Origin of the sequence: Bradyrhizobium viridifuturi (genome assembly GCF_001238275.1) — a bacterium.
Taxonomy (GTDB): Bacteria; Pseudomonadota; Alphaproteobacteria; order Rhizobiales; family Xanthobacteraceae; genus Bradyrhizobium; species Bradyrhizobium viridifuturi.
Window position 1 is genome coordinate 158,605 of record NZ_LGTB01000006.1, and the last position, 25,591, is coordinate 184,195.

At 65.7% G+C, this 25,591-nt stretch carries 11 protein-coding genes and 2 pseudogenes; 4 read left to right on the forward strand and 9 right to left on the reverse strand.

The features are described from left to right. Positions 1-2 precede the first annotated feature (2 nt). Positions 3-2,687: a DNA ligase D gene (ligD, locus tag ALC15_RS07845; RefSeq protein ID WP_050626731.1), complete on the forward strand. Its 2,685-nt coding sequence runs from the start codon at positions 3-5 to the stop codon at positions 2,685-2,687. Positions 2,688-2,868: 181 nt separating this feature from the next. Here ligD and ALC15_RS41700 read toward each other — a convergent pair whose 3' ends face one another. Continuing rightward, a complete protein-coding gene (locus ALC15_RS41700) occupies positions 2,869-3,033 on the reverse strand; it encodes a DUF3309 family protein (RefSeq protein ID WP_021080901.1) in 165 nt (54 codons plus the stop codon). Between the two features lie 166 nt (positions 3,034-3,199). On the opposite strand from ALC15_RS41700, the gene ALC15_RS07850 reads away from it, so the two are divergent. Beyond that, positions 3,200-3,508 (forward strand): polyhydroxyalkanoic acid system family protein, encoded by a 309-nt coding sequence (locus ALC15_RS07850; RefSeq protein WP_050626732.1) that lies wholly within the window; start codon positions 3,200-3,202, stop codon positions 3,506-3,508. 9 nt (positions 3,509-3,517) lie between these two features. Here ALC15_RS07850 and treY read toward each other — a convergent pair whose 3' ends face one another. From treY to ALC15_RS07880, 6 genes and pseudogenes are all read right to left on the reverse strand, one after another. Further along, positions 3,518-6,301, reverse strand: a complete 2,784-nt coding sequence (gene treY, locus ALC15_RS07855) for a malto-oligosyltrehalose synthase (RefSeq protein WP_050626733.1) — start codon at positions 6,299-6,301, stop codon at positions 3,518-3,520. A 4-nt stretch (positions 6,302-6,305) separates the two neighbouring features. Further along, positions 6,306-8,057 carry a malto-oligosyltrehalose trehalohydrolase gene (gene treZ, locus ALC15_RS07860; protein WP_050626734.1) on the reverse strand — a complete coding sequence of 584 codons (1,752 nt, stop codon included), beginning with the start codon at positions 8,055-8,057 and terminating at the stop codon, positions 6,306-6,308. Beyond that, entirely contained in the window at positions 8,054-10,126 is a 2,073-nt protein-coding gene (glgX, locus tag ALC15_RS07865; RefSeq protein WP_050626735.1) for a glycogen debranching protein GlgX, read from the reverse strand. The genes treZ and glgX overlap by 4 nt, the downstream gene beginning before the upstream one ends. Positions 10,127-10,129: 3 nt before the next feature. Then, on the reverse strand, positions 10,130-12,277 hold the full coding sequence (glgB, locus tag ALC15_RS07870; protein WP_050626736.1) for a 1,4-alpha-glucan branching protein GlgB: 2,148 nt from the start codon (positions 12,275-12,277) through the stop codon (positions 10,130-10,132). Then, positions 12,274-15,581: pseudogene (gene treS / locus ALC15_RS07875) on the reverse strand (maltose alpha-D-glucosyltransferase). The gene glgB and the pseudogene treS overlap by 4 nt, the downstream one beginning before the upstream one ends. Before the next feature lie 10 nt (positions 15,582-15,591). Then, on the reverse strand, positions 15,592-17,541 hold the full coding sequence (locus ALC15_RS07880; protein ID WP_050626737.1) for an alpha-1,4-glucan--maltose-1-phosphate maltosyltransferase: 1,950 nt from the start codon (positions 17,539-17,541) through the stop codon (positions 15,592-15,594). 203 nt (positions 17,542-17,744) lie between these two features. Between ALC15_RS07880 and malQ the strand changes: the two are divergent. After that, positions 17,745-19,690 (forward strand): annotated as a pseudogene (gene malQ / locus ALC15_RS07885) (4-alpha-glucanotransferase). Between the two features lie 18 nt (positions 19,691-19,708). After that, a complete protein-coding gene (locus tag ALC15_RS07890; RefSeq protein WP_050626738.1) occupies positions 19,709-21,517 on the forward strand; it encodes a glycoside hydrolase family 15 protein in 1,809 nt (602 codons plus the stop codon). Between the two features lie 231 nt (positions 21,518-21,748). Here ALC15_RS07890 and ALC15_RS45995 read toward each other — a convergent pair whose 3' ends face one another. Together ALC15_RS45995 and ALC15_RS07900 are read right to left on the reverse strand one after the other, a co-directional pair. Next, on the reverse strand, positions 21,749-22,891 hold the full coding sequence (locus ALC15_RS45995; protein ID WP_050626739.1) for a hypothetical protein: 1,143 nt from the start codon (positions 22,889-22,891) through the stop codon (positions 21,749-21,751). 2 nt (positions 22,892-22,893) lie between these two features. Further along, positions 22,894-25,290 (reverse strand): beta strand repeat-containing protein, encoded by a 2,397-nt coding sequence (locus ALC15_RS07900; protein WP_050626740.1) that lies wholly within the window; start codon positions 25,288-25,290, stop codon positions 22,894-22,896. Positions 25,291-25,591 lie beyond the last annotated feature (301 nt).

Below are 25,591 nucleotides of genomic sequence, written 5' to 3' on the forward strand. Positions count from 1 at the left end.
TGATGGCCGCACCGGGGCGCGGCCGCCGTTTGCGCCGAGGCCTGCACGTGTCGCTGAGAAATCTCACCACCTACCGCAAGAAGCGCGACTTCGAGAAGACCAGCGAGCCGTCGGGTGACGTCAAGGTCGCGCCGAGCAAGCAGCGGCGTTTCGTGATCCAGAAGCATGACGCGACGCGGCTGCATTATGATTTCAGGCTGGAGTTCGACGGCGTCTTCAAATCCTGGGCGGTGACGCGCGGGCCCTCGCTCGATCCGCATGACAAGCGACTGGCAGTCGAGGTCGAGGATCATCCGCTCGACTACGGCGATTTCGAAGGTACCATTCCCGAGGACCAGTATGGCGGCGGCACCGTGCAGCTGTGGGATCGCGGCACCTGGGAATCTGACGATCCCGAGCGTGGCTTCAAGAAGGGCGACCTTAAGTTCACCTTGCACGGCGACAAGCTGCACGGCAGCTGGGTGCTGGTGCGGATGAAGAACGACCGTTTCGGCGGCAAGCGCACCAACTGGCTATTGATCAAGCACCGTGACGAGTATGCGGTGGACGGCAACGGCGAAGCGATCCTCGACGAGGATCGTTCGGTCGCTTCCGGCCGCTCGATGGCCGAGATCACGGCCGGCAAGGGCCGGGCGCCGAAGCCGTTCATGCTGGCCAGGGGGAACGGCAAGGGCAACGGCACGGCCAAGGCAGACGCGGTCTGGCACTCCAATCACGGCATGGCTGCGGACGCGCGCGCCAAGACCAAGGCGCCGAAGGCAAAACTGAAGGCGCAATTGAAGGCGCGGCCAAAGGCGCAGCCGAAGCAGGTGTCCGACATGCCGGACTTCGTCGCGCCGCAGCTCTGCGCCGCGGTCGAGAGCCCGCCGAAGGCAGCGGGCTGGTGCCACGAGATCAAGTTCGACGGCTACCGCGTGCAGCTTCGCGTCGAGAATGGCGAGGCTGAACTGAAGACCCGCAAGGGGCTCGACTGGTCCGATAAGTTCGGCGCGATCGTGAAGGAGGCCGGCAAGCTGCCGGACGTCCTGATCGATGGCGAGATCGTCGCGATCGACGCGAAGGGCATACCGCATTTCTCGACGCTGCAGGCGGCGCTCTCCGACGGCAAGACCGATCAACTGATCTTCTACGCGTTCGACCTGCTGTTTGCAGGCCACGAGGATCTGCGCCCGTTGCCGCTTGCCGAGCGCAAGGCGCGACTGCAGAAATTGCTCGCGGCGCGCAAGGGCAGGAATCCCTTGATCCGCTATGTCGAGCATTTCGAGGAGAACGGCGATGCCGTGCTGGAGTCCGCGCGCAAGCTCGGACTGGAAGGCATCGTCTCCAAGCGGCTCGACAGGCCATACCGGTCCGGCCGATCCGACGACTGGACCAAGGCGAAGGTTCGCGCCGGCCACGAGGTGGTGCTCGGCGGCTGGAAGACCACCAACGGCAAATTCCGCTCGCTGATGGCCGGTGTTTATCGCGGCGAGCATCTCGTCTTTGTCGGCATCGTCGGCACCGGCTTCAGCCAGGACACCGTCCACCGCATCATGCCGGCGCTGAAGGCCGCCGCATCCGATACCAGCCCGTTCGGCGGCAAGGATGCGCCGAAGAAGACCCGCGACGTGCACTGGCTGAAGCCCGAGCTGGTTGCCGAGATCGAGTTCGCCGGCTGGACCGACGCCGGCAATATCCGCCAGGCCGCGTTCAAGGGCCTGCGCCAGGACAAGCCGGCGCATGAGGTCGAGGCCGAACGGCCGGTCGTAACCAGAGTGGTGAAGCCGATGGCGAAAGGGAAATCATCCGGTACGGTGATGGGCGTCGCGATCTCCCACCCGGACAAGGCGCTCTGGCCCGACGCCGGCGACGGCGCGCCGGTGACGAAGCTCGACCTCGCCAATTATTTCGAGGCGGTCGGCGAATGGATGATCCGCTATCTCAAGGGCCGGCCGTGCTCGATCGTGCGCGCGCCCGACGGCATCAAGGGCGAGACCTTCTTCCAGCGCCACGCGATGGCCGGCACGTCGAAGCTGCTGAAGCTCGCCAAGGTGTCCGGCGATCGCAAGCCCTATCTGCAGATCGACCAGGTCGAGGGCCTCGCTGCGGTCGCGCAGCTCGGCGGCCTCGAGCTGCATCCCTGGAACTGCGCGCCCGATGCCTATGACACGCCGGGCCGGCTGGTGTTCGATCTCGACCCGGCGCCCGACGTTGCGTTCTCCGATGTGGTCGACGCGGCCAAGGACATGCGCCAGCGGCTGACCGCGGTCGGCCTCGAGAGTTTCTGCAAGACCACCGGCGGCAAGGGCCTTCACGTCGTCGCGCCGCTGCTGTCGGGGGCGCGGGACAGGGTGACGTGGAAAGAGGCCAAGGGCTTCGCGCAGGGCATCTGCCAGTGGATGGCGCAGGATGATCCCGAGCGCTATCTGATCAACATGTCGAAGGCGAAGCGCACCGGAAAGATCTTCCTCGACTATCTGCGCAACGACCGGCTCTCGACTGCGGTTGCGGTGCTATCGCCGCGGGCGCGGCCGGGCGCGACGGTGTCGATGCCGTTGACCTGGCCGCAGGTGCGCGGCGATCTCGATCCGAAGAAATACACGGTGCGCTCCGTGCCGGCACTGCTCGCCAAGACCAAGGCCTGGGACGGTTATGAGGATGCGGCCTCGTCGATCAAGGCTGCGATGAAGAAGCTCGCGGCGCAGTAGCCCGTTATTGGGCGGGTTCGTGTCGTTAACTCACCTCGCCATACCCCACGAAAGCGCGGTATCCAGTACGCCGCGGCTCATCGATTCAATCGTTGGCGTCTCTGGAATACTGGATCACCCGCTTTCGCGAAAGCGGGTGATGACAGTTGTCGATGCGGATAGTACGCAACATCCGCGCAGGCTACAGCCGTCCCAGCAGCAGCAGGATCAGCAGAATGACGATCACAAGGCCGAGCCCGCCGCCGCCATAGTAGCCGGTGCCGTAGAACGGTCCGCCGCCGATGCCGCTGAAGCCGCCCAACAGCGCGATGACCAGAATGATAAGAATGATCGTTCCAATTGACATTGAGTCTCTCCTCAGCCCCGCGGGCTCACCGATCTCTGCCCTTCGGGTAGGGAAACAATCCGCAACTACGAAGGTTCCGGTTTCGGCGGTACGATAAAGCTGTGCGATCTTCCGTTTGGCTTGGAACAGAACTACATCAGCGGAATCCATCGAGGAGTGCACTGCGATGTCGGCTCCGTTGATCGTCTCGATTCCCCATAGCCTCGGCCGCGAGGAGGCCATGCGCCGCCTGAAAACCGGCCTGTCGCGCGCAGCGGCGAACGTGCGGGTCATGAGCGTCGAGGAGGAGCGCTGGGACGGCAACCGCATGAGCTTTCGAGTCCGCGCGCTGGGGCAGGTCGCCGCCGGGTATGTCGATGTCGAGGATAGCCATGTGCGCCTGGAGGTGACGCTGCCGTGGCTGCTGCAGCGCTTCGCCGAGGTCGCGCAGGCCGCTATCCAGAAGAGCGGGCAATTGCTGCTGACCAAGCGCTGACGCGCGGCGTCAGCCGTGCGCGCGGGCGCGTTTTGGGGCCTGCTTCGTGCCGGCCGCGACCTTGGCCTTCAGCGCCGCGACCGGAAGCTTGGCGAATAATGTCGCGAGCTGAATTCTGCTGTCGCCGCCCGGGAGCGCGTATCCGGTCACGTCGATCTCGCCTTCAAAGGCTTCGGGGCGCGGCCAACTGCGTCCGCCTTGTGTGAACGGCGCAAATGCTCTGGCCGCCGCGACGATGACCGCCTCACGGCCATGACGCCGTGCGAAGGCGATGACATGCTCGCGATGCGGGCCGCTGACCGCGAGCGGCTGATAATCGCCGCTGGCGAAGACTTCGGGCAGCTCGTTGCGCAATCGCAGCAGATGCCGCGTCCACGCGAATTTCAGGCGGCCATCGCGCCAGCTCTCGGTCAGCGCGCCCCAGTCGGGGGCTTCGAGCGCGGCGAGCGTTTCCGCACGTTCGGCAAAGGCGACCGGACGGCGGTTGTCGGGGTCAACGAGCGAAAGATCCCAGCTTTCGGTGCCCTGGTAGAAGTCCGGCACGCCCGGCATGGTCGCTTTCAGCGTGATCTGGCTCAGCGAGTTCAGCGCGCCGATCAGCGCGGTGCGCCGCGCCAGCGTGTCGAGCGCGTCGAGGAATTCGGGCGAGACCTTGCGATCGAGGATCCGGTCGATGAAGGTCTTCACACCGGCTTCATAAGGCTCATGCGGATTGAGCCAGCTGGTTTCCTGCTTGCCTTCGCGGGCCGCCTTCAGCGCATAGGCCTGGATGCGCCCGAGGAGCGATGGATCGTCCGGGTCCCAGGCGCCGAGCAGGGCCTGATAGAGCATGTATTCAAACGTTGCCGATGGCGCGCGCATCTCGCCATCCAGCACCAAATGTGGCGCGTTCAGCACCTTCCAGCGCGCCACTGCGCTGGTCCATTCGCCGGGGATTTCCGCAAGCGCCATGATGCGGGCGCGCGCATCCTCGCCGCGCTTGGTGTCGTGGGTCGCGGTCGCCGTCATGCCGTGCGGCCATTCGCGGGCGCGTGTCGCCATCATGGCGTGGAATGTTTCGGGCGCAATCGCGCTCGCCGCCGGATCGCCGCCGACCTCGTTGAGCGCCAGCAGGCGGTGATAGCGGTAGAAGGTGGTGTCCTCCAGCGATTTCGCCATCATCGGCCCGGTGAATTGCTGCACCTTCAGCGCGAAGCGTCGCACCCGCGGCGCGCTGTGCGGCGGCCGGCCGGGCTTCAGCAGGTCCATGGTCAGGGCGTCGCGCAGGAAGTCGAAGATGCCTTCGTCGGCGGCGAACCAGTCGGCGCGGGCGCGGGCGATGGTCTCATCGATCAGCGCGCGGTCATGGGCGGTCGGGCCGGAGCCGGTGAGATAGGTGCGATAGACCGGGAAATGCATCACGTAGAGCTCGAGCGCCTGCCGCAGGCTGTCTCCCGAGAAATCGCGGGTCGAATAGTGCCCACTGGCGATGCGTGCGACGAGCCGCGCCAGCACGGTGAATTCGCTGGTCAGCAACGTCTCCAGCACGCGGCGCTTGGCCTCGCGCAGCACCGGCGTCAGGTTCGGCGACTGGTTGCTGATCTGGCGCCAGATCTCGCTCAGCGGATCGAGGCCGCTGCCATCGACCAGCACCTGGCTGATCGTGTTCATCCATTCATAGCCGGTGGTGCCGTGCACGCCGGCGAATTTCGTCAGTCTCTCGTGCTCGCCGAGGATCTTCTCGATCACCATGTAGAACGGCCTGGCCTTGGCGCCCTGCGCTGATCGGATCAGGCGACGCAGCCGCTGGAAGTACTGCGCGGGATCGCGCAGGCCGTCGATATGGTCGAGCCGCAGACCCTGCAGCCGATCCTCCGCGATCAACCGCTGCACGAGGCTGTGGCTTGCCTCGAACGTGGCGGCGTCCTCGACCCTGAGGCCGGCCAGCGTGTTGACGTCGAAGAAGCGGCGGTAGTTGATGTCGCTGGAGGCGAGCCGCCAGTGGCCGAGCTTGTAGTGCTGGCGCTCCAGCAAGTGGTGCAGCGCCAGCGTCTGGGTGGAGCGATCCTCGCCGGCACGATAGGCATCGAGCCCACGCGCGATGATGTCGGCGCCGCCCTCGATCGCCTTGATCGCCGCCTTCAGCGTCGGCGCCTCCTTGCGGTTCGGATGGCGCAGGCCGCGGTAGCGCGCCGCCAGTTCGAGCAGCGCGCGCCCGGCCGGGCTGGCTTCGGCGCCGGCCTCGCGGACAATGCTCCGCAGCACCTCGCCATAGCGCTCCGGCGCGATCGGCAGGCGATGCTCGAAATACCAGGCGGAGAAACTGCCTTCGTTCGCGTCGTAGCGCAGCTCGATTTCGCCGCGTTCCAGCGCCTGGCCGTAGGACGAGCCGAGGATCGGCAGCAGCACGCCGCCACGCGCGCGGTAGGGCAACTGGTCCCAGTCGATGTCGAAGGAGACCGCGTGCGGCGACACCGGTCCCCATTCCAGCACGTCGAGCCACCACGGATTGTCGGCAAAATGCACGCCGACATGGTTCGGCACGAAATCCAGGATCAGGCCGAGGTCGTTGCGCTTCAACGCGTCGCTGAACCGCGCAAAACCGGCTTCGCCACCGAGTTCCGGATTGAACTTGGTGTGGTCGACGACGTCATAGCCATGGGTCGAGCCCTTGCGCGCTTTCATGAACGGCGAGGCATAGACATGGCTGATGCCGAGCGCCTTCAGATACGGCGCCACGTGGGCTGCGGCATCGAAGTCGAAATCAGCGGTGAGTTGCAGTCGGTAGGTTGCGATCGGGATCGCCGGAGGCATTGTGCTATCCGATGTGCCAGCGCACCGCCCAGCCGGGGAGGTCGCCGGACAACGCGCGGCCCCAGATCGCAGTTCCCTTCGGCTCCGGCGCGCCGGGTATGTCCCGATCGGACAGATTGGCGGTCAGCCATAGCGTACGGCGATCGCCCAGCCGCCAATGCGCGGTCAGGAGATCGCCCGTCACGCGGTCGCCGCCGAAGCTTGCCCCTGGGAGCCGCGGCGTGATCTCGCGCCGCCGCATGGCGAGCAGGTCGCGCACCAGCGCAAGCCGCGTGCGCGCCGGATCGTGGCCGAGCGCCGCCCAGTCGAGCACGGCCGACCGCACCGTCGCCTCGGCGAGCGGATCGGGGATCTCGTCGCCATATTTGGCATAGGCCCAGGCGAACTCGCGGCGCCGTCCGGCGCGGACGGCGTTGGCGAGATCGCCCTTGAAATCGCAGAAGAACGGGAACGGCGTCGTCGCGCCCCATTCCTCGCCCATGAACAGCATCGGCGTGTTCGGCGCGATCAGCGTGACCGCGAGCGCGGCCTCGATCGCCTCGGGCTTCGCGATGCTCTCGAGCCGATCGCCGAGTGGCCGGTTGCCGATCTGGTCGTGGTTCTGCAGAAAGTTGATGAAGCAGGTCGGAGACAGCGCGCCGCTCGGCTCGCCGCGGGCCTTGCCGCCCCAGAACTCCGAGATTTCACCCTGATAGATGTAGCCGGACGACAGTGCGCGTGCGAGGTCCTGCTTCGGCGCCCGGTAGTCGCCATAATAGCCCTGCCTTTCGCCGGTCAGCAGCACATGCCAGGCGTGATGATAATCGTCGTTCCACTGGCCGCGGAATTTGCCGTCCGGCGGGTCCTCGGCGGCATCGAGCAGGCTCGCAATGTTGTCGCCGTTCTCCAGCACGAGGTTGATCTGCCGGCCGGTCTCGGCCGCGAGCTGGCCGGCGGCCTTGCTGAAGTCGTGAAGGATGGAGATTTCGCCGGCTTCGACGATGGTGTTGACCGCGTCGAAGCGCAGTCCGTCGAAGCGATAGTCGCGCAGCCAGCTCACCACGCTGCCGATCGCGAACGCGCGCACTTCAGGCACGCGGTAATCGATCGCACTGCCCCATGGCGTATGTGCGTCGCTGAAGAAGCTCGGCGCATAGCGGCCGAGATAATTCCCCTCGGGGCCGAAATGGTTGTAGACCACGTCGAGCATCACCATCAGCCCGCGCAGATGCGCCTCGTCGATCAGGGTCTTGAGGTCCTCAGGCCGGCCATAGGCGCTGTCTGGCGCGTACCACAGTACGCCGTCATAGCCCCAGTTGCGCTTGCCGGCGAAGTCCGCCAGCGGCATCAGTTCGAGCGCGGTGACGCCGGTCGCCACCAGATGATCGAGCTTGTCGATCATGGCGCGGTAGGTGCCCTCCGGCGTGAAGGTGCCGACATGGGCTTCGAGGACGACGGCCTCGTGCCAGGGCCGTCCGCGCCATTGCGTCGCGCGCCATTGGAAGGCTGCGTGATCGATCACCTCGCTCGGGCCGAACACGTCGTCCGGCTGGAATGCGGAGGCGGGATCGGGCGCATCGACCTCGTCGTCGATGCGGAATTTGTAACGGGTGCCGGCGCGCGCGCCCGGGATTTCGGCGACGTACCAGCCGGCCGCATCGCGCGTGAGCGCGTGCGGCTTGTCGAGCAGCAGGTCGACGCGCTTCGCCGCCGGCGCCCAGAGCCGGAAGCGCGTGCCGTCAGCGGTGAGTTCCGGTCCGAAATGCCGCGCGCTCATGCGGAGCCTGCAAATGCCAGCACCGAACGCGGCGGTGCGGTGGTGTCGGCGCCGGACGCAATCTGCTCACCGGTCTGCTCCGACTTCGTCGTGTTCAGAACCTGTTGCCAGCTCTTGTATTCCGCCATCCTCGGCATCCTGAACACGATCTCCTGCGGCGCGGCATTGAGCACGATAAAGATCGGCGCCTGACCTTGTTCCATCGGGCCCAGCACGTAGGCGAGGAACCGGCTTTCCGGGAATTTCCAGTCGGATTCCTTCATCTCCTCCGCCGCCGGCGTCAGCCAGAGCACGCCATAGCTGCCGTCGGTGCGGCGGCCGTCGAGCCAGCTCTGGCAGCGGATCTGGCCGAAGCGCCGGCGTAGCGCGGTGAGATGGCCGATGAAATCGATATCGTCGTCGTCGCTGCCCAGATTCTCCCAGCCGATCCAGCCGGTCTCATTGTCCTGGCAATAGGCGTTGTTGTTGCCGTCCTGGGTGTTGGCGACCTCGTCGCCGGCAAGGATCAGCGGCGTGCCCTGCGCGAGCAAGAGGCAGGCCAGCGCGTTCTTCCTGAGCTGGCGGCGCAGCGCGATGATCGCAGGATCGTCGGTCGGGCCTTCATGGCCGCAATTGTTGCTGTGATTGTCGTTAGAGCCGTCGCGATTGTCCTCGCCATTGGCCTCGTTGTGCTTCTCGTTGTAGCTGAACAGGTCGGCGAGCGTGAAGCCGTCATGCACCGTGATGTGGTTGATGCTGGCGCGGGTCGCGCGGTTGTCATGGTGAAACAGGTCCGAGGAGGCGGTCATGCGGCCGGAGATATCGCCGATCAGGCTGCCTTCGCCGCTCCAGTAGCGCCGCATCGCGCTGCGATAGCGGTCATTCCACTCCGACCATTGCGACGGAAACGCGCCGACCTGGTAGCCGCCGAGGCCGAGGTCCCAGGGTTCGGCGACCATCTTGGCGGTCGCCAGCACCGGGTCCTGGCGGATCGCGGTGAGGAAGGCGTGGTTGCGGTCGAAGCCGTTCGGCCCGCGCGCCAAAGTGGTCGCGAGATCGAAGCGGAAGCCGTCGACATGGCAGACCTCGACCCAGTAGCGCAGCGAATCCATCACCATCTGCAGCACGCGCGGGTGGGTGAGGTTGACCGAGCTGCCGCAGCCGGTGAAGTCGTCGTAGAAGCGCGGGTTCTCGCGGTTCAGCCAGTAGTAGGAGGCATTGTCGATGCCGCGGAAGCACAGCGTCGGGCCCATATGGTTGCCCTCGGCGGTGTGGTTGTAGACGACGTCGAGCAGCACTTCGATGCCGGCGTCGTGCAGCCGCGCCACCGTGGTGCGGAACGAGTCCAGCGCATTGTCCTGGGCGTAGCGTGCTTCGGGCGCGAAGAACGCGATGGTGTTGTAGCCCCAGTAATTCGAAAGCTTCTTCTCGACCAGGACGCGGTCGTCGATCAGGCCATGGATCGGCAACAGCTCGATGGTGGTGACGCCGAGCCGCTTGAGGTGGTCGATCATCGCCGGCGATGACAGCCCGCCATAGGTGCCGCGCAAATTCGGCGGCACGTCCTCGCGCTTCTGGGTCAGGCCCTTGACGTGGGCCTCATAGATGATGGTGTCTGCCCAGGGAATCTGCGGCCGGATTTCACGGCGGCCCCAATTGAAGGTCTCGTCGACCACGACGGCCTTCGGCATGCCGCGGGCATTGTCGCGCCGGTCGAAGGAGAGATCCTCGCGCGCGCTGCCGGTGCGATAGGCGAAATGCGCATCGCTCCACACCAGCCGGCCGGCGAGCCGCTTGGCGTAGGGGTCGAGCAGCAGCTTGTTGGCGTTGAAGCGGTGGCCGCGCTCCGGCGCGTAGGGCCCGTAGACGCGATAGCCGTAGAGCTGGCCCGGCGAGACGTCGTTGAGATAGCAATGCCAGACGTCCTCGGTGCGCTCCGGCATCTCGATCCGCTCGAGCTCGCGGCGGCCCTGGCCGTCGAACAGGCACAGCTCGACCTTCTCCGCATTCGCCGAGAACAGCGCAAAATTGGTGCCTCTGCCGTCCCAGCTTGCACCGAGCCGTGCGGACGTACCCCCGGTCAGTCGCATGAATCAGCTTTCCGGTACGAGGAAGATCGCAGCCAGCGGCGGGATGGTCAGGCTCAGTTCCGGCGTGGCGCCCTCCGAAGCGCGCACTTCGCCGATATTGCCGACATTGGTGCCGCCGTAATGCGCGGAATCCGAGTTGAACACCTCGTGCCACTTGCCCGCGAACGGCACGCGGACGCGATAGTTGCGATAGACGTTGGGCGAGAAATTCACGACCACGAGGCAGCGGGCGCGCGCATCACTGCCCTTGCGGATCCAGCCGAACACATTGTTGTTGGCATCGTCAGTGATGACCCATTCGAAGCCGGCCTGGTCGCAATCCAGCTCATGCAGCGCCGGCAGCGCGCGGTAGAGCCGGTTGAGATCGCGGACCAGGTTCTGGATGCCGCCGTGCCGCGGCTGTTGCAGCAGATGCCAATCGATCGAGTAGTCGTGGTTCCACTCGCGCTCCTGGCCGAACTCGCAGCCCATGAACATCAGCTTCTTGCCGGGGTGGCCGAACATGAAGCTGTAATACGCGCGCAGATTGGCAAAGCGCTGCCAGTCATCGCCGGGCATGCGGCCGAGGATCGAGCGCTTGCCGTGCACGACCTCGTCGTGGGACAGCGGCAGGATGAAGTTCTCCGAGAAGGCGTAGTGCAGGCCGAACAGGATGTCGCCGTGATGGAATTTGCGGTGGATCGGATCCTTGCCGATGTACTTCAACGTGTCGTGCATCCAGCCCATGTTCCACTTGTAGCCGAAGCCGAGCCCGCCATATTCGACCGGGCGCGACACCTGTGGCCACGCGGTGGATTCTTCCGCCGCTGTCGTCGCCTGCGGGAAGTGCGCGAACAGCTCGGTGTTGAAGCGGCGCAGGAAGTCGATCGCCTCGATGTTTTCCCGGCCGCCATATTTGTTCGGGATCCAGCCACCCGCGGGCCGGCTGTAATCGAGATAAAGCATCGAGGCGACGGCATCGACGCGCAGCCCGTCGATACCATAGCGGTCGAGCCAGAACAGCGCGTTCGACACCAGGAAATTGGTGACCTCGGTGCGCCCGTAATTGTAGATCAAGGTGCCCCAATCGAGGTGCCGGCCTTGCAGCGGGTTGGCGTGCTCGTAGAGCGCGGTGCCGTCGAAATTGCCGAGCCCGTGCGGATCGTCCGGGAAATGTCCGGGCACCCAGTCGAGCAGCACGGCGAGCCCGGCGCCGTGGCAGGCGTCGATCAGCGCCGCGAAATCGTCCGGCGAGCCGAAGCGGCTGGTCGGAGCGAACATGCCGGTCGGCTGGTAGCCCCAGGAGCCGTCGAACGGATGCTCTGATATGGGCAGGAATTCGAGATGGGTGAAACCCATGTCGCTGGCATAGGCCGGCAGCTGCTCGGCCATCTCGCGATAGGTCAGCCACTCGTTGCGGCCCTTGCGGCGCCAGGAGCCGAGATGCACCTCGTAGATCGACATCGGCGAGCTCAGCGCGTTGACGCGCTCGGGCGCCGGGCGCGGGTGCGGGATCTTGCGCTCGTCGATCACGATCGAGGCGGTCTTCGGGCGCACCTCGGCGGCGAACGCCAGCGGATCGGACTTCAGCGGCAGATGCTGGCCGTTGCGCCCGATGATCTCGAACTTGTAGTGGTCGCCGACCCGTGCGCGCGGGACGAACAGCTCCCAATAGCCGGGGCCGCGCACCCGCATCGGATGCCGCCGTCCATCCCAGAAATTGAAGTCGCCGACCACGCTGACCCGCCGCGCATTCGGCGCCAGCACCACGAAGCCGATGCCCTCGACGCCGTCGAGCGTCATCGGATGCGCGCCGAGCGTGTCGTAGACCCGCTGATGCGTGCCTTCGCCGAGCAGATAGAGATCGAAATCGCTCAGGATCGGCGGAAACCGGTAGGCGTCCTCCAGCTCGACGACGTTGTCGCCGAACCGGGCGCGGAGCTGGTAGCGCGTCGAGCCGTTCGGCAGCGGACCTGCGAACAGGCCGGCGTCGTGGATCCGCACCAGCGGTGCCGTCTCGCCATGCTCGCCGATCGCCTCGACATTGGTCGCATCAGGCAGGAAGGCGCGCACGACGTTGCGATCCCCCTCGGTGTGGAGCCCGAGATAGTGGAACGGATCGGAGTGGCGGCCCTCGATGATGGCATAGGCCTCGGCGGGCAGTTTGTTCATGCAACCTCATGCGGCTGTTGCGCCAAAATCCTCAGCAGGCCGGTCAGCGGCACCCGCAGCCAATCCGGTCGGTTGGCCTGCTCATACTCAATCTCGTAGAAGGCTTTCTCAAGCAGGAAAAAGTTGAGCAGGCGATCGGCCGCCTTGGCGTCAGCGGGCCACAGCCGCTGGCCGGCCATGGTCTCGCGATAGGCCGCCAGCAGGGTCTCCGCGGCCTGGTCGCGCCATTCTGCCAAAGCGAGGCTCAGCCTGCCGCTGTCGTCGGGGGCGACCTTGAGCGCGCGTTCCAGCGCCGCGGTCGCGGCATAGTCGATCGAGCGGATAAGGCCGGCGACGTCGCGCGCTGCCGGCGCCTTGCGCCGCCGCTCGGCGATGGTGCGGCCCGGTCCGCCGTCGAAATCGATGATGAAGACGTCGTCCTTGACCACCAGCAGCTGGCCGAGATGCAGGTCGCCATGGTGGCGGATATTGAACCCGTCGGTCTCGCGCGGCAGCAACGCCTTGAGCCGCTCCGGCAGCATGTCGTGCTGGGCCTGCAATTGATCGGCCAGCAGCCGCTCGGCCTCCTTCAGGGAGCCGCGCCGCTGCTTCAGCGTGTCGAACACGCGCTCGGCGCGCGCCACGATCTCGTCGATCCAGCGCTGCAGGTCCTCGGACCTGGTCGGCTCGGGGGCGAAGTCGGGCAGGTCGCGGTTGCTGGCGAGCGCGATGTGCAGCTCGGCGAGACGCTTTCCGGCATGGGCCATGTGGCGCAGATAGGTTGCGTGATCGCCGCCGTTCTCGGCTGGGCCTTCGCTTGCGGCGAGCAGGCGCTGCCGTTCGACCAGGCGGTCGAGGTGCGAGGCGGCAACCGTCCAGAGGTCGCCCTGGTTGACCACCATCGCATGCAGCACCGCGATGGCGCTGCGCTTGTCGCCCTCGACCAGTTCAGAGGTGCCGAGCAGGGCCGGGGTGTTCGGAAAGTCGACCACTTCGGTGAGGAAGCGGCCCATCTCGATCTCCGGATTGATGCCGACCTCGAGCTTGCGGTAGATCTTGGTGACGTATTCATTGTCGACCAGCGCGGTCGAATGCGGCTGATCGTTCTCGAACACGCGGATGCGCTCGGGCTGCCGCACCGGCCGGTCGGAGAAGCGGCTGGTCGGCCGGAATTCCAGCTTCAGGCCCTGCTCGCCTTCGTCGACGGTGAGGTTTTCCCGCAAATTGCGCAGGAACAGGCCGGTGAAGATCTGGTCGGTGGCGACATCGAGCAGCGTGCCCTCGCGCGCGCCCTGGCGCACGGCGGCGAAGGCGCGCGGGTTGTAGCGCTCGCGGTCGAACCGCACCCATTCGATCTGCATCGGCAGCACGTAGCGGCTGGTGGTGCCGCGCTCCGTGGTTTCGAAGAAGATCAGCCAGGGCCGGTTGTCGCCGATGTCGCAGAACGGGACGGCCGACACCAGCGTCGGCTGGATTGCCTTGGCGGAGTGCTCCGGGTACCAGCGCGAGCGGGCGAGATGGCCGGGCAGCACCTCGTGCTCGAACACGCCGCGCTCCCGCGCCAGCGATGTCCAGGTGGAGTTGAGCGGCACGACAAGCGTCTCGAACTCCGGCACCGCCCGCGGCTTCACCGGCTCGGATTTGTCGCGCTCCTGCAGCTGGAACCAGTAGAAACCGTAGGGCGCCAGCGTGATCATGTAGGGCAGTTCGCCGATCGCGGGGAAGCGCGTGCGCCCGAGCATCTCGAGTGGAATGCGGTCCTTGAAGGCGGAGAGGTCGAGCTCGGTCGCCTGCGCCGAGCGCGACAGGTTGGCGACGCACAGGATGACCTCGCCCTGGTACTGCCTGACATAGGCCAGCACCGAGCGGTTCTCAGGACGGATGAAGGTCATGGTGCCGCGCCCGAACGCCAGCGTCGACTTGCGCACCGCGATCAGCCGCTTGGTCGCCGATAGCAGCGACGACAGGCTGCGCGACTGGGCCTCGACGTTGACGGCCTCGTAGCCGTAGACCGGATCCATGATCATCGGCGCGTAGAGCCGCGCGGGGTCGGCGCGCGAGAAGCCGCCGTTGCGGTCCGGCGACCATTGCATCGGTGTCCGCACGCCGTTGCGGTCGCCGAGATAGATGTTGTCGCCCATGCCGATCTCGTCGCCGTAATAGATAATCGGGGTGCCGGGGAATGACAGCAGCAGCGAGTTCATCAGCTCGATCTTGCGGCGGTCGTTGTCCATCAGCGGCGCGAGGCGGCGGCGGATGCCGACATTGATGCGGGCGCGCGGGTCGTTGGCGTAGGTCGACCACAGATAGTCGCGCTCGACATCGGTGACCATTTCCAGGGTCAGCTCGTCGTGATTGCGCAGGAACAAAGCCCACTGGCACGCCGCCGGGATGTCGGGCGTCTGCCTGAGGATGTCGGTGATCGGAAAGCGGTCTTCCTGGGCGATCGCCATGTAGATGCGCGGCATCAGCGGGAAGTGATAGGCCATGTGGCATTCGTCGCCATGGCCGAAATATTCCTGCACGTCCTCCGGCCATTGATTGGCCTCGGCCAGCAGGATCTTGCCCTTGGCATAGGTGTCGAGCTCCTGGCGCAGCCGCTTGATAATGGCATGCGTCTCCGGCAGGTTCTCGTTGTTGGTGCCGTCGCGCTCGCACAGATAGGGAATGGCGTCGAGCCGGAAGCCGTCGACGCCGGTGTCGAGCCAGCGCTTCATCACCTGCACGATGGCGCGCACCACCCGCGGATTGTCGAAGTTAAGGTCCGGCTGGTGCGAGAAGAAGCGGTGCCAGTAGAACTGGCCGGCTTCCGGATCCCAGGTCCAGTTCGACTTTTCCGTATCGGTGAAGATGATCCGGGTATCGAGGTATTTCTGGTCGGTGTCGCTCCAGACGTACCAGCTGCGCGCGCTCGAGTTCGGCGGGCTGCGGCGGGCGCGCTTGAACCAGGCGTGCTGGTCCGAGGTGTGGTTGACGACGAGCTCGGTAATGACGCGCAGGCCGCGCTTCTTGGCCTCCTGGATGAAGCGCTTGAAGTCCTTCATGGTCCCGAAATCGGGATTGATGTCGCCGTAATCGCCGATGTCGTAGCCGTCGTCGCGGCCGGGCGAGGGATAGAACGGCAGCAGCCACAGCGCCGTGACGCCGAGCTCCTGCAGATAGCCGAGCTTCTCCGTCAGCCCGGTAAAGTCGCCGATGCCGTCATTGTTGCTGTCGGCGAACGCCTTGACATGCAGCTGGTAGATGATGGCGTCCTTGTACCACAGCTGGTCCGCGGTCTCGGTCGCGCCTTCGCCTCGGTATTGACGGAGGAGAATACGTTCATGACGGCTCCTTCAGGCGACACAGCGCAACAGCAACGCGGGATCGCGCGCAGGATCGAGACGCAGGCGGATGCCTCCCCATTCGAGCGCATGACGCTCGCCGCTGACAAGGTCTTCCACTTCCGCGGCGGGGCGGCGGTCATCGCCGCGGCCGACCATGACGTCGCCGAGCGGAAGCCAGACCTCGCGCGGTTCTGACGACAGTGCAATCGCGGCCGCGATCACATTGCCCTGATCGGCCGCCTCCTTGATGAAGCCGATCACGCCGCCGTCATCGATATTGATAAAGCGCAGATTGACGAATTGTTGCAGCGCCGGATTGCCGCGCCGGATCCGATTGAGCGTCGCGATGTAAGGCTTGATGTTCCCGTGCTCGTCCCAGTCGCGCACCCTGATCTCGTACTTCTCGGAGTTGAGATATTCCTCGCGGCCGGGCACCGGCGTGTGCTCGAGCAGCTCGAAGCCGCTATAGATGCCATAGCTGCTTGAAAGCGTCGCGGCGAGCGCGAGGCGCGACTTGAACATCCAGGATTCGCCGCTTTGCAGGTGGAAGGGCAGGATGTCCGGTGTGTTGACGAAGAAATTCGGCCGAAAGAAGTCACGCTCGGGATACGAGGTCAACTCGCCGAGATACTGCTCGAGCTCGGCGCGCTGCGTGCGCCAGGTGAAGTAAGTATAGGACTGCGTGAAGCCGAGCTTGGCGAGGCCTTTGATCAGCTTCGGCCGCGCGAAGGCTTCCGAAAGGAACAGCACGTCGGCATCGCGATCCTGTACCTCGCGGATCAGCCATTCCCAGAATGCCAGCGGCTTGGTGTGCGGATTGTCGACCCGGAAGATTTTCACGCCCTGGTCGACCCAGAACAGCACGGTATCGCGCAGCGCGCGCCACAGCGCGGCGGCATCCTCGCAGCTGAAGTCGGGATTGACGACATCGTCCCAGCGTTGCGGCCGATGTTCGGCGCTGCGCATCGATCCGTCCGGACGCCGCTTGAACCACTCCGGATGCTCGGTCAGCCAGGGATGGTCGGGTGAGCATTGCACGGCGAAATCGAGCGCGACCTCGAGGCCGTGCGCCTTGCATGCCGCAACGAACGCGCGGAAGTCGTCGAGCGTGCCGAGCTCGGGGTGCACCGCGTCGTGGCCGCCTTTGGCCGAACCGATCGCATAGGGACTGCCGGGTTCGCCCGCCTGCGCGATGGCGGCGTTGTTGCGGCCCTTGCGATGCGTCTGCCCGATCGGGTGGATCGGCGCCAGCAGCACGACGTCAAAGCCCATCGCGGCGATGTCGGGAAGCCGCGCGATGCAATCGTTGAACGTCGCGTGCCGGCCTGGCGTCCTGCCTTGGCTGCGCGGAAACATCTGGTACCAGGCGCCGCTGCGTGCGCGCGGCCGGTCGGCGGTGAGGGGATACAGCTGCGATCGCATCAGGTCGCGGCGAAACTGGCTGCCGGCCATCGCCTCGCGCAATTCGGGTGCCAGCAGCGCGCCCGGCTCGCCGGTCTGCAGAAAGACTTCGCACTGCCTGATGATGACGGCAGCCGCTGCAGGTCCGCCGGCCTGGGCCTGAGTCAGCATGCCGGCGCCTTCAAGCGCGTCCAGCGTGTGATCGCCGCCGTCGCGCTGCTTCTGCGCGAAGCGGTGCCGCCAGGTGGCGAATTGGTCGGTCCAGGCCTCGATCGCGAAACTGTAGCGGCCGGGCCGGTCGGGCACGAAGCTGCCGCCCCAGCGATCGTCGCTGTGCGGCGTCATCGGTGCGGATTGCCAATCGTCGTCGCCTTCGCGCCGCCACACCAATGCCGCCGATATTACGTCATGTCCGTCCCGGTAGATGTCAGCCCACACCTCGACCGGCTCGCCCGCGACGCGCTTGACCGGGAAGCGGCCGCCATCGACCGACGGATAGACATCGGTGATATGAAAAGTGCCATGGGCACTCTCGACAGGCCGGAGGGTTTTGTTCACGGTGATGCCGCCATTGAAAATGCAAATGACGTCCCGACGCCGGGAAGGAGGCGCGCCAGACCCATATAGAAAGCCGCTCGCCGGACAATGGTTCCCGGCGGGAACGCTTGATAGGGTAGAGCGTTGAACATCAACTATCCCTTTCCCGTATCAGTACAATTTAGCAACGATCCCAATACCGTTGCGAGCAAGTAGCGTGCCGAATGGACCTTTACGCCAAAGCCCAGAGCCTGGGAATCCAGACCGAGTATATCGATGGGAGCGGTCACCGCCGTGTGACAACCCCCGAGGCGCTGACGGCGATCCTCGCCGCGCTGCCGCCCCACACGCCGCGGCGGATCGTGATCGACCCCGTGGTCGTCAGAGGCGGCCATGGCGGGCAGACGCAGCTCTCCGAGGCGGCCCAGCTGCCGGTGCAATGGAAGCTCACCAACGGCAGCGCGGTGCTCGCGCAAGGCGGGGCGGATGCGCGGAACGTGACATGGCCGGGCGGCCTGCCCGAGGGCGTGCACCGCTTGCAGCTCACGGACGCATCCGGCAGCGAGGAGCTGCCGCTGCTGGTGGCGCCGGACGGTGCGTTCGGCGGCGCGTTCGACCGCTGCTGGGTGATCGCGGTCCAGCTCTACGGCGTGCGGTCCGCGCGCAACTGGGGCGTCGGCGACTTCACCGATCTGGAGGGCCTGCTCGCATTCGCGCATCGGCTCGGCGCGACGGCGTCGGGCTCAATCCGCTGCATGCGCTGTTCGACGATCGGCCTGGCGATTGCAGCCCGTATTCGCCGAACAGCCGGCTGTTCCTCAACGCGCTGTATATCGACGTCGAGAAGATTCCCGAATTCCGCAGCGATGCGGCGACGCAGGCTGCGCTGGCGCACCTCCGCAGTAACGACATGGTCGACTATGTCGGCGTTGCGGCGCTGAAATGGCCGGCGCTGCGCGCGGCCTTCGCCGCCTTCAAGGCCAATCCCGGCCTCGGCCGCTGGCAGGATTTCGAGGCCTACCGCAGGGAGCAGGGCACCTTGCTGTCGCGCTTCGCCTGCTTCGAGGTGATGCGGCACAAGTTCAACACGCCGTGGTGGGAGTGGCCGGATGATTGGCGGCAGCCCGACGATGCGGCCTGCGCGAAACTGCACCGGGCACGCGACACCGCCGCCGAGGTCGAGTTCGTCGAGTTCGTGCAATGGACCGCCGACCGCCAGCTCGGCGCCTGCCAGGCGCTCGCGCACAAGCTCGGCATGCGGGTCGGGCTCTATCTCGACGTCGCGGTCGGCGTGCAGTCTGACGGTTTCGATGCCTGGAATGAACAGGTCGCGATCTCGCGCCATCTCGGCGTCGGCGCGCCGCCGGATCCGCTCAACACCGCGGGCCAGGATTGGGGCCTCGCGGGCTTCAATGCCGCGGGTCTCGAGCAGCGCGCGTTCGAACCGTTCCGGCAGATGCTGCGCGCCTCGATGCACCACGCCGGCGCGATCCGGCTCGACCACGCCTTCGGCTTGAAGCGGCTTTATCTCGTGCCGCGCGGCTTCGGCCCGGCCAATGGTGCCTATGTGCTGATGCCGTTCGAAGCGCTGCTGGCGGCGACCGCGCAGGAGAGCATGGCCAGCCGTTGTGTCGTGATTGGTGAGGATCTCGGCACCGTGCCGCCGGGCTTCCGCGAACAGATGAACGGCTGGGGCATCTGGTCTTATCTGGTCATGATGTTCGAGACCGACGATCAGGGCGTATTCCGCAACGCCGACTACTATCTGCCGGACGCGCTGGTCACCTTCAACACCCACGACCTCTCGACCTATGCCGGCTGGCGCTCGTTCAGCGACCTCAAGACCAAGCGCGCGCTCGGGATCGACCCCGGCGAGACCGACGAAGGGCGCTGGCACGCGCTCGGCCAGCTCGACGACGTGCTGCGCCGCCACGACATCCACCACAACGATTTCTATTCGGTGGCGAGCTTCATGGCGCGGACGGCGTCGCGGATGATGGCGGTGTCGATGGAGGACCTGCTCGGCATCGTCGAGCAGCCGAACATCCCCGGCACCGTCTACGAGCATCCGAACTGGAAGCGGCGGTTGCCGGTCTCGATCGAGCATCTCGCGTCGGCGATCGACATCGACGCGCTCAAGCGGGCAACCCGCGAGCGGTCGCATGCCTGACAACGCGGAGCACGGCGCGTGGCTTCCCGGATCGAAGACTACGGACTGATCGGTGATTGCGAGACCGCGGCGCTGGTCGGCCGCGATGGCTCGATCGACTGGCTGTGCTGGCCGGCGTTCGATTCCGATGCCTGCTTCGCGGCGCTGCTCGGCACCTCGCGCAATGGCCGCTGGCAGCTGGCGCCGGCCGGAGCGATCAAGCGGACCTCGCGCCGCTATCGTGCCGATACGCTGATCCTGGAGACCCGGTTCGAGACCGACGGCGGCGTGGTCGATCTGATCGACTTCATGCCGCCCCGCGGCAAGGCTTCCGACGTGGTCCGCCTTGTTCGCGGCGTCAGCGGCCGCGTCAAGATGCACATGAAGCTGGTGATCCGCTTCGGCTTCGGGGGCGATGTGCCATGGGTGAAGAAGAACCCGGACGGCGACGGGTTGCTGGCGATCAGCGGGCAGGACATGACCGTGCTGCGCACGCCGGTCGAGACCCGCGGCCAGGACCTCACCACGATCGCCGATTTCGAGGTCGGCGAGGGCGACAGCGTGCCGTTCGTCCTGACATACGGGGCGTCCTTTCAACCGGTACCGGGGCCGATCGATCCCGAGGCGGCGCTCAGGGATACCGAGGACTACTGGACCGAATGGTGCAGCCGCTCGACCTATGACGGCGGAGATCTGCGCGGCCTCGTGATGCGCTCGCTGATCACGCTGAAGGCGCTGACCTTCAGGCCGACCGGCGGCATCGTCGCTGCGCCGACCACGTCATTGCCGGAAAAGCTCGGCGGTGCGCGCAACTGGGACTACCGGTTCTGCTGGCTGCGCGACGCCACCTTCACGCTGCTGGCGCTGATGAATTCGGGCTATACCGAGGAAGCGGCGGCCTGGCACAATTGGCTGCTGCGGGCCGCGGCCGGCGCGCCGGCCAACATGCAGATCATGTACGGCATACTGGGCCAGCGGCGCCTGCTGGAATGGGAAGCCGGATGGCTGCCCGGCTATGAAGAGGCGCAGCCGGTCCGCGTCGGCAACGCCGCGCATGCGCAGCTGCAGCTCGACGTCTATGGCGAATTGATCGACGCCTTCCATCAGTCCCGCATGGCCAAGCTCAGGCTCGACGAGGAGAGCTGGTCGCTGGAATGCACCGTCGTCGCTCACCTCGCCGATGTCTGGGACCAGCCCGATCACGGCATCTGGGAGCGTCGCGGCGTGCCCCGGCACTATGTGTTCTCCAAGGTGATGTGCTGGGTCGCCTTCGACCGCGCCATCAAGAGCGCCGAGCGGTTCGGCTTCAAGGCGCCGCTGCTGAAATGGCGGGTGCTGCGCGAGGCGATCCATCGCGACGTCTGCCGACGCGGCTTCGATCCCGATCTCAACAGCTTCGTCGAGAGCTACGGCTCAAAGCTGCTCGACGCCAGCCTGCTGCTGCTGCCGTCGGTCGGCTTCCTGCCGCCGGACGATCCGCGCATTCGCGGCACGATCGATGCGGTCGAACGGCACATGATGCGCGACGGCTTCGTGCTGCGCCACGATCCGCGCGAAGTGTCCGATGAGATCCAGCCGATCGAGGGTGCGTTCCTGGCCTGCAGCCTGTGGCTCGCCGACGCCCATGTGCTGGCGGGAGATCTCGACAAGGCGCAGACCATGTTCGATCGCGTGGTGGCGGTCGCCAACGATCTCGGCCTCCTGGCGGAGGAATACGACTCCGGCGCCGGCCGGCAGACCGGCAATTTCCCGCAGGCGCTGACCCATATCGCGCTGATCAACACCGCGCACAATCTCAGCGCGGCACGAGCCGACGCCGAGAAGCCTGCGGTGCAGAGGTCGAGTTGAAGCGCAGGGCCAAAATATCGAAAACAACCCCATGCAAAGGAGCCGGCGGCTGGCGGCTACCGGCGCTCCACAAAGCGCGGCTTGACCCGTCGGGCAAATCAGGGATACATTTCCAATATTCCGAAATTGCGTAGGCGCCTCGCCCGCCCGCAATCAGGAGAGGCGAAGCCGGTTTTCGGTGCCTCCCATTGCGGTGCGGCGCAATAGGCAAGATCATCTCACCCTCGCTGTTCAGTGCAGGTCGACCGGCGGGTACGGCGTTCCCGGCGGCACGCCGAGATAGAGATATTCGATGCCGAACTTGGCTGCGAACGCCGAGGCCGTATCATCGAGCAGGATCTGTCCCCCCGCATTGAGGTGCAACTCCGGCCGGGTGAAGCCATTGAGGGTGAACGCCGGCAGCGTATTCTCGTTGACGAACAGATCGTCGAATGTGTGCGACACATGGGCGAGATCGGCGAGGTTTCCGGCGAGGTCGCTCACGACGGCGCCGTTGGCGTTGAAGCCGGTGATTGCCAGCGGCGACGTCGGCGGATTGCCTGCCGCCACGACATGGTCGAACACCAGCTTGCTCGCATCGCCAAGCAGCGCCGTCGCCGCGGCATCGAAGTTCGCCGTGCCGCCATCGTTCAGCGAGAGTGTCGGTGACCCGCCCGCGAGGTGAACGGCTTCGTCGAAGTCGAGGGTGAACCGGATCAACGATCCGGCGGTCTGCGTGCCGCTTGCGGGCGTGGCGGTGATGTCAGCGAGGTGGGGCGCGATCGTATCGATCTGCAACGTGCCGGCTGGATTGCCGACGGCGCCGGAGAGGTCGGCATCATGATTGAACTGGTCCTTCATCGTGCCGCCGTTCAGGTCGGAGCCGATGATGGCAAGGTCCGGCGTGTTCTCGCCGGCGGCGACCATGTACTGGTAGGTCAATGTGTTGGTCCCGCTGCCACTCAGGAACGACGCGAAGCCGCCGTCATTGAGCAGCAGATGCGGTTGACCGGTGACGGCCACGTTCTCGTCGAAGGTCACGGTGAAGGTCACGACGTGACCGGCATTCAGATCGCCAGACCCGGCCGTGATGTCCGTGCCCGAGGTCGTCACCGACGTCACGCCGGGGCCACCGAAAATGAAATCATCGTCGCTGAGGTTGGTCTTGGTCACATTGTCCAATGTCAGGACATTGCCGCCGCCGAAGTCGATGACCGTGTCGGCGCCGACGTTTGTGGCCAGCGCGAGCACCGCTGCGAGGTCGTGAATGCCGGCTGTCTTGAACGATCTGAGATCGATCCTGTCGTCGGTACCGGCGCCGGCGATGAAGTCGGTGATGACATCGGATCCACCGCCGGGCTTGAAGACATAGGTATCGTCGCCGGTACCCAGCATGATCAGATCATTGCCGGCGCTGCCGGTGATGACATCATCGCCGCACCGCCGTCGATCGTCAGTTTGATCGCCGCGGCGCCGAGTCCGGACGCGTCGATGTTGTCGGCGCCGCCGAAGCCGTTGATTGTCAGAGAGTCATTGGCGGCTTCCTGACCCAAAATCGAAACCTCGGCTGGAAGGCCATCGATCAGGATGGTGCCGCCGCTCTGGGTCACGGTGATCTGATCGATCCCGTTTGTGCCCTCGACCGCCACGGTATCGGCTGCGCCGTCGCCGGTGCCGCTGCCGGCAGTCGCGGAGAGATCGACGAGCACCTGCTTGACGTCGGTGCCGGTCAGGTCGTGGACGGTGACGTGATCCGCGCCGCCGAGGGCATGGTAGGCGATCTTCTCGATGCCGTTGAGGTCCATCGTGATGTTGGCGACGTCCCGGGTGAAACGCACCCGCGAGCCGTTGGCCGAGATGTCGATATTCTCGGCGATATTCGCGCCGTTGAATTGCAGCGTGTCCGCGCCAGCCTGTCCTTCGACCGTATCGCTGCCATCGCCGGGATTCCAGATATAGGTGTCGTCGCCGGCGCCGAGCAGCGCGGTGTCGTTGCCTTGGCCGCCGATGACCGTGTCATTGCCGGCGCTGCCGATGATCAGATCGTTTCCAGCACCGCCGTTGATGGTCAGCGCGATCGCTCCCGCCGCGACGCCGGACGCGTTGATCTGGTCGTCGCCGCCCTGTCCGTTGATCTGCAGCACGTCGGTCGCATCCTGGCCATGGACCAGGATCTGCGCGGCTAGGCCGTTGACCAGGATGTCGTTGCCGCTCTGTGTCACGGTGATGATGTCGGCACCCGCGCTGCCGTTGGCGATCACCGTGTCGAGCGCGCCATCGGGGTTGCCGCCCGTGGCGGACAGGTCGATCGCAACCTGTTGGGCATCGGTGCCGGAGAGGTCGTTGACCGTGATCGTGTCCGCGCCGCCGAGGGTGTGGATATCGATCTTCTCGACGCCATTGAGGTCCATCGTGATGTTGGCAACGTCGCGGGTCAGCCTGACGCGGGAGCCGTTGGCGGAGATGTCGAATTGCTCGCTGATGTTCGCGCCGTTGAACACCAGCGTGTCGGTGCCGGACTGCCCCTCGACGATGTCGCTGCCGTCTCCGGGGTTCCAGATGTAGGTGTCGTCGCCGGCGCCGAGCAGGGCGGTGTCGTCGCCGCGGCCGCCGGTCACGGTGTCGTTGCCGTCGCCACCCAGGATGAGATCGGCGCCCTGGCTGCCGATGATCGTGTCGTTGCCGTCGCCGGCGTCGATCGTGAGCGCGAGCTGTCCGGCGGGCAAGGCGGATGCATTGATGATGTCGTCGCCGCCGGAGGCGTTGATCACGAGGGAGTCATTGGCGCCTTCCGGACCGATGATGGTGACGTCGGCCGCAAGCCCGCTGACAACGACGTTGCCGCCGATCAACGCAGCGGTGATCTGATCCGCGTTACCGCTGCCGTCGACCGTCACCGTGTCGGCGGCGCCGTCGCCGCCGCCTCCGCTGGCCTGTAGATCCACAGTCACATGCCTGACGTCGGTGCCGGTGAGGTCGTTGACCGTGACCTGGTCGGCGCCGCCCAGCGCCTTGAAGTTGATGTTCTCGATGCCGTTGAGGTCCATCGTGACGTTGGCGACGTCCCGGGTGAAACGCACCCGCGAGCCGTTGGCCGAGATGTCGATCTTTTCGGCGATATTGGCGCCGTTGAATTGCAGCGTGTCGTTGCCGGCGCCACCCTCGACGGTGTCGCTGCCGTCGCCGGGATTCCAGATGTAGGTATCGTCGCCATTGCCGAGCAGCGCGGTGTCATTGCCGCGGCCTCCGGTGACGATGTCGTTGCCGTCACCGCCGATCAGCAGGTCGTCACCGTCGCCGCCGGTGATGGTGTCGTTTCCGTCGCCGCCATCGAGCGTCAGCGAGATCAGCGCCGCGAGCCCGTTGCCGGCCGTGATGACGTCGTCACCGCCGCCGGCGTGGAGAACCAGATTCTCGGCCGTGCTGATGTCGACGGAGAGCGGGTCGGGGCTGGTCCGGTTCAGGCTGACATGGCTGCCGTTGGCCGCGATGACGAAGACCTCGCTGGCGTCCTCTCCCTGGATCACGGCGGTATCGTTGCCGGCTCCTCCATCCAATGTGACCGGCGGGAGAGCGCCATTGCTGGCGTCGAGCGTGATGGTGTCATCGCCGCCCTGGCCGAAAATGTTGATGGCCGTCGTGTTGGCGGTGGTGGACGGCCCACCCGCGATCGGAACCGCGCCCCCGTCGACTGCGATGACGCCGGCTGCGTCGCGGCTGGTGGTGATGGTGTCGTCGGCGGCATCGCCGATCACGGAGAGGACTCCTGCGGCGAGATTGGCGGTCACGGCCATGAATTGCACTCCGGTCAATATTGGCGGGTCCCGGGGAGCGGACTCGCCGAACTCATGTGATCGGCTGCCACAGGAAAAATTCCTCGATGCGGGCGGCAGCGAACGAATGTGAGGAAAGTGCTTCGAATTCCCGACCGGCTGTGTCGACGGACGGATATTCCGATAGGTCGAGTGGAACCGCGGATTGGTCGGGCGACCGACGTCGCCGCGACAAATGGCCGCGTGATCAGTGTGATCCGATCACATGATCAGTGTGACTCGATCAGATGGGGTGGACTGTAACGGCGATCACGCTGCCGCC

What these genes read in the sequence shown, in the direction of transcription:
- ligD (WP_050626731.1), top strand. Translation starts at nt 3, where the DNA reads ATGGCCGCACCGGGGCGCGGCCGCCGTTTGCGCCGAGGCCTGCACGTG.
- ALC15_RS41700 (WP_021080901.1), bottom strand. Translation starts at nt 3,033, where the DNA reads ATGTCAATTGGAACGATCATTCTTATCATTCTGGTCATCGCGCTGTTG.
- ALC15_RS07850 (WP_050626732.1), top strand. Translation starts at nt 3,200, where the DNA reads ATGTCGGCTCCGTTGATCGTCTCGATTCCCCATAGCCTCGGCCGCGAG.
- treY (WP_050626733.1), bottom strand. Translation starts at nt 6,301, where the DNA reads ATGCCTCCGGCGATCCCGATCGCAACCTACCGACTGCAACTCACCGCT.
- treZ (WP_050626734.1), bottom strand. Translation starts at nt 8,057, where the DNA reads ATGAGCGCGCGGCATTTCGGACCGGAACTCACCGCTGACGGCACGCGC.
- glgX (WP_050626735.1), bottom strand. Translation starts at nt 10,126, where the DNA reads ATGCGACTGACCGGGGGTACGTCCGCACGGCTCGGTGCAAGCTGGGAC.
- glgB (WP_050626736.1), bottom strand. Translation starts at nt 12,277, where the DNA reads ATGAACAAACTGCCCGCCGAGGCCTATGCCATCATCGAGGGCCGCCAC.
- ALC15_RS45995 (WP_050626739.1), bottom strand. Translation starts at nt 22,891, where the DNA reads ATGCTGGGTACCGGCGACGATACCTATGTCTTCAAGCCCGGCGGTGGA.
- ALC15_RS07900 (WP_050626740.1), bottom strand. Translation starts at nt 25,290, where the DNA reads ATGGCCGTGACCGCCAATCTCGCCGCAGGAGTCCTCTCCGTGATCGGC.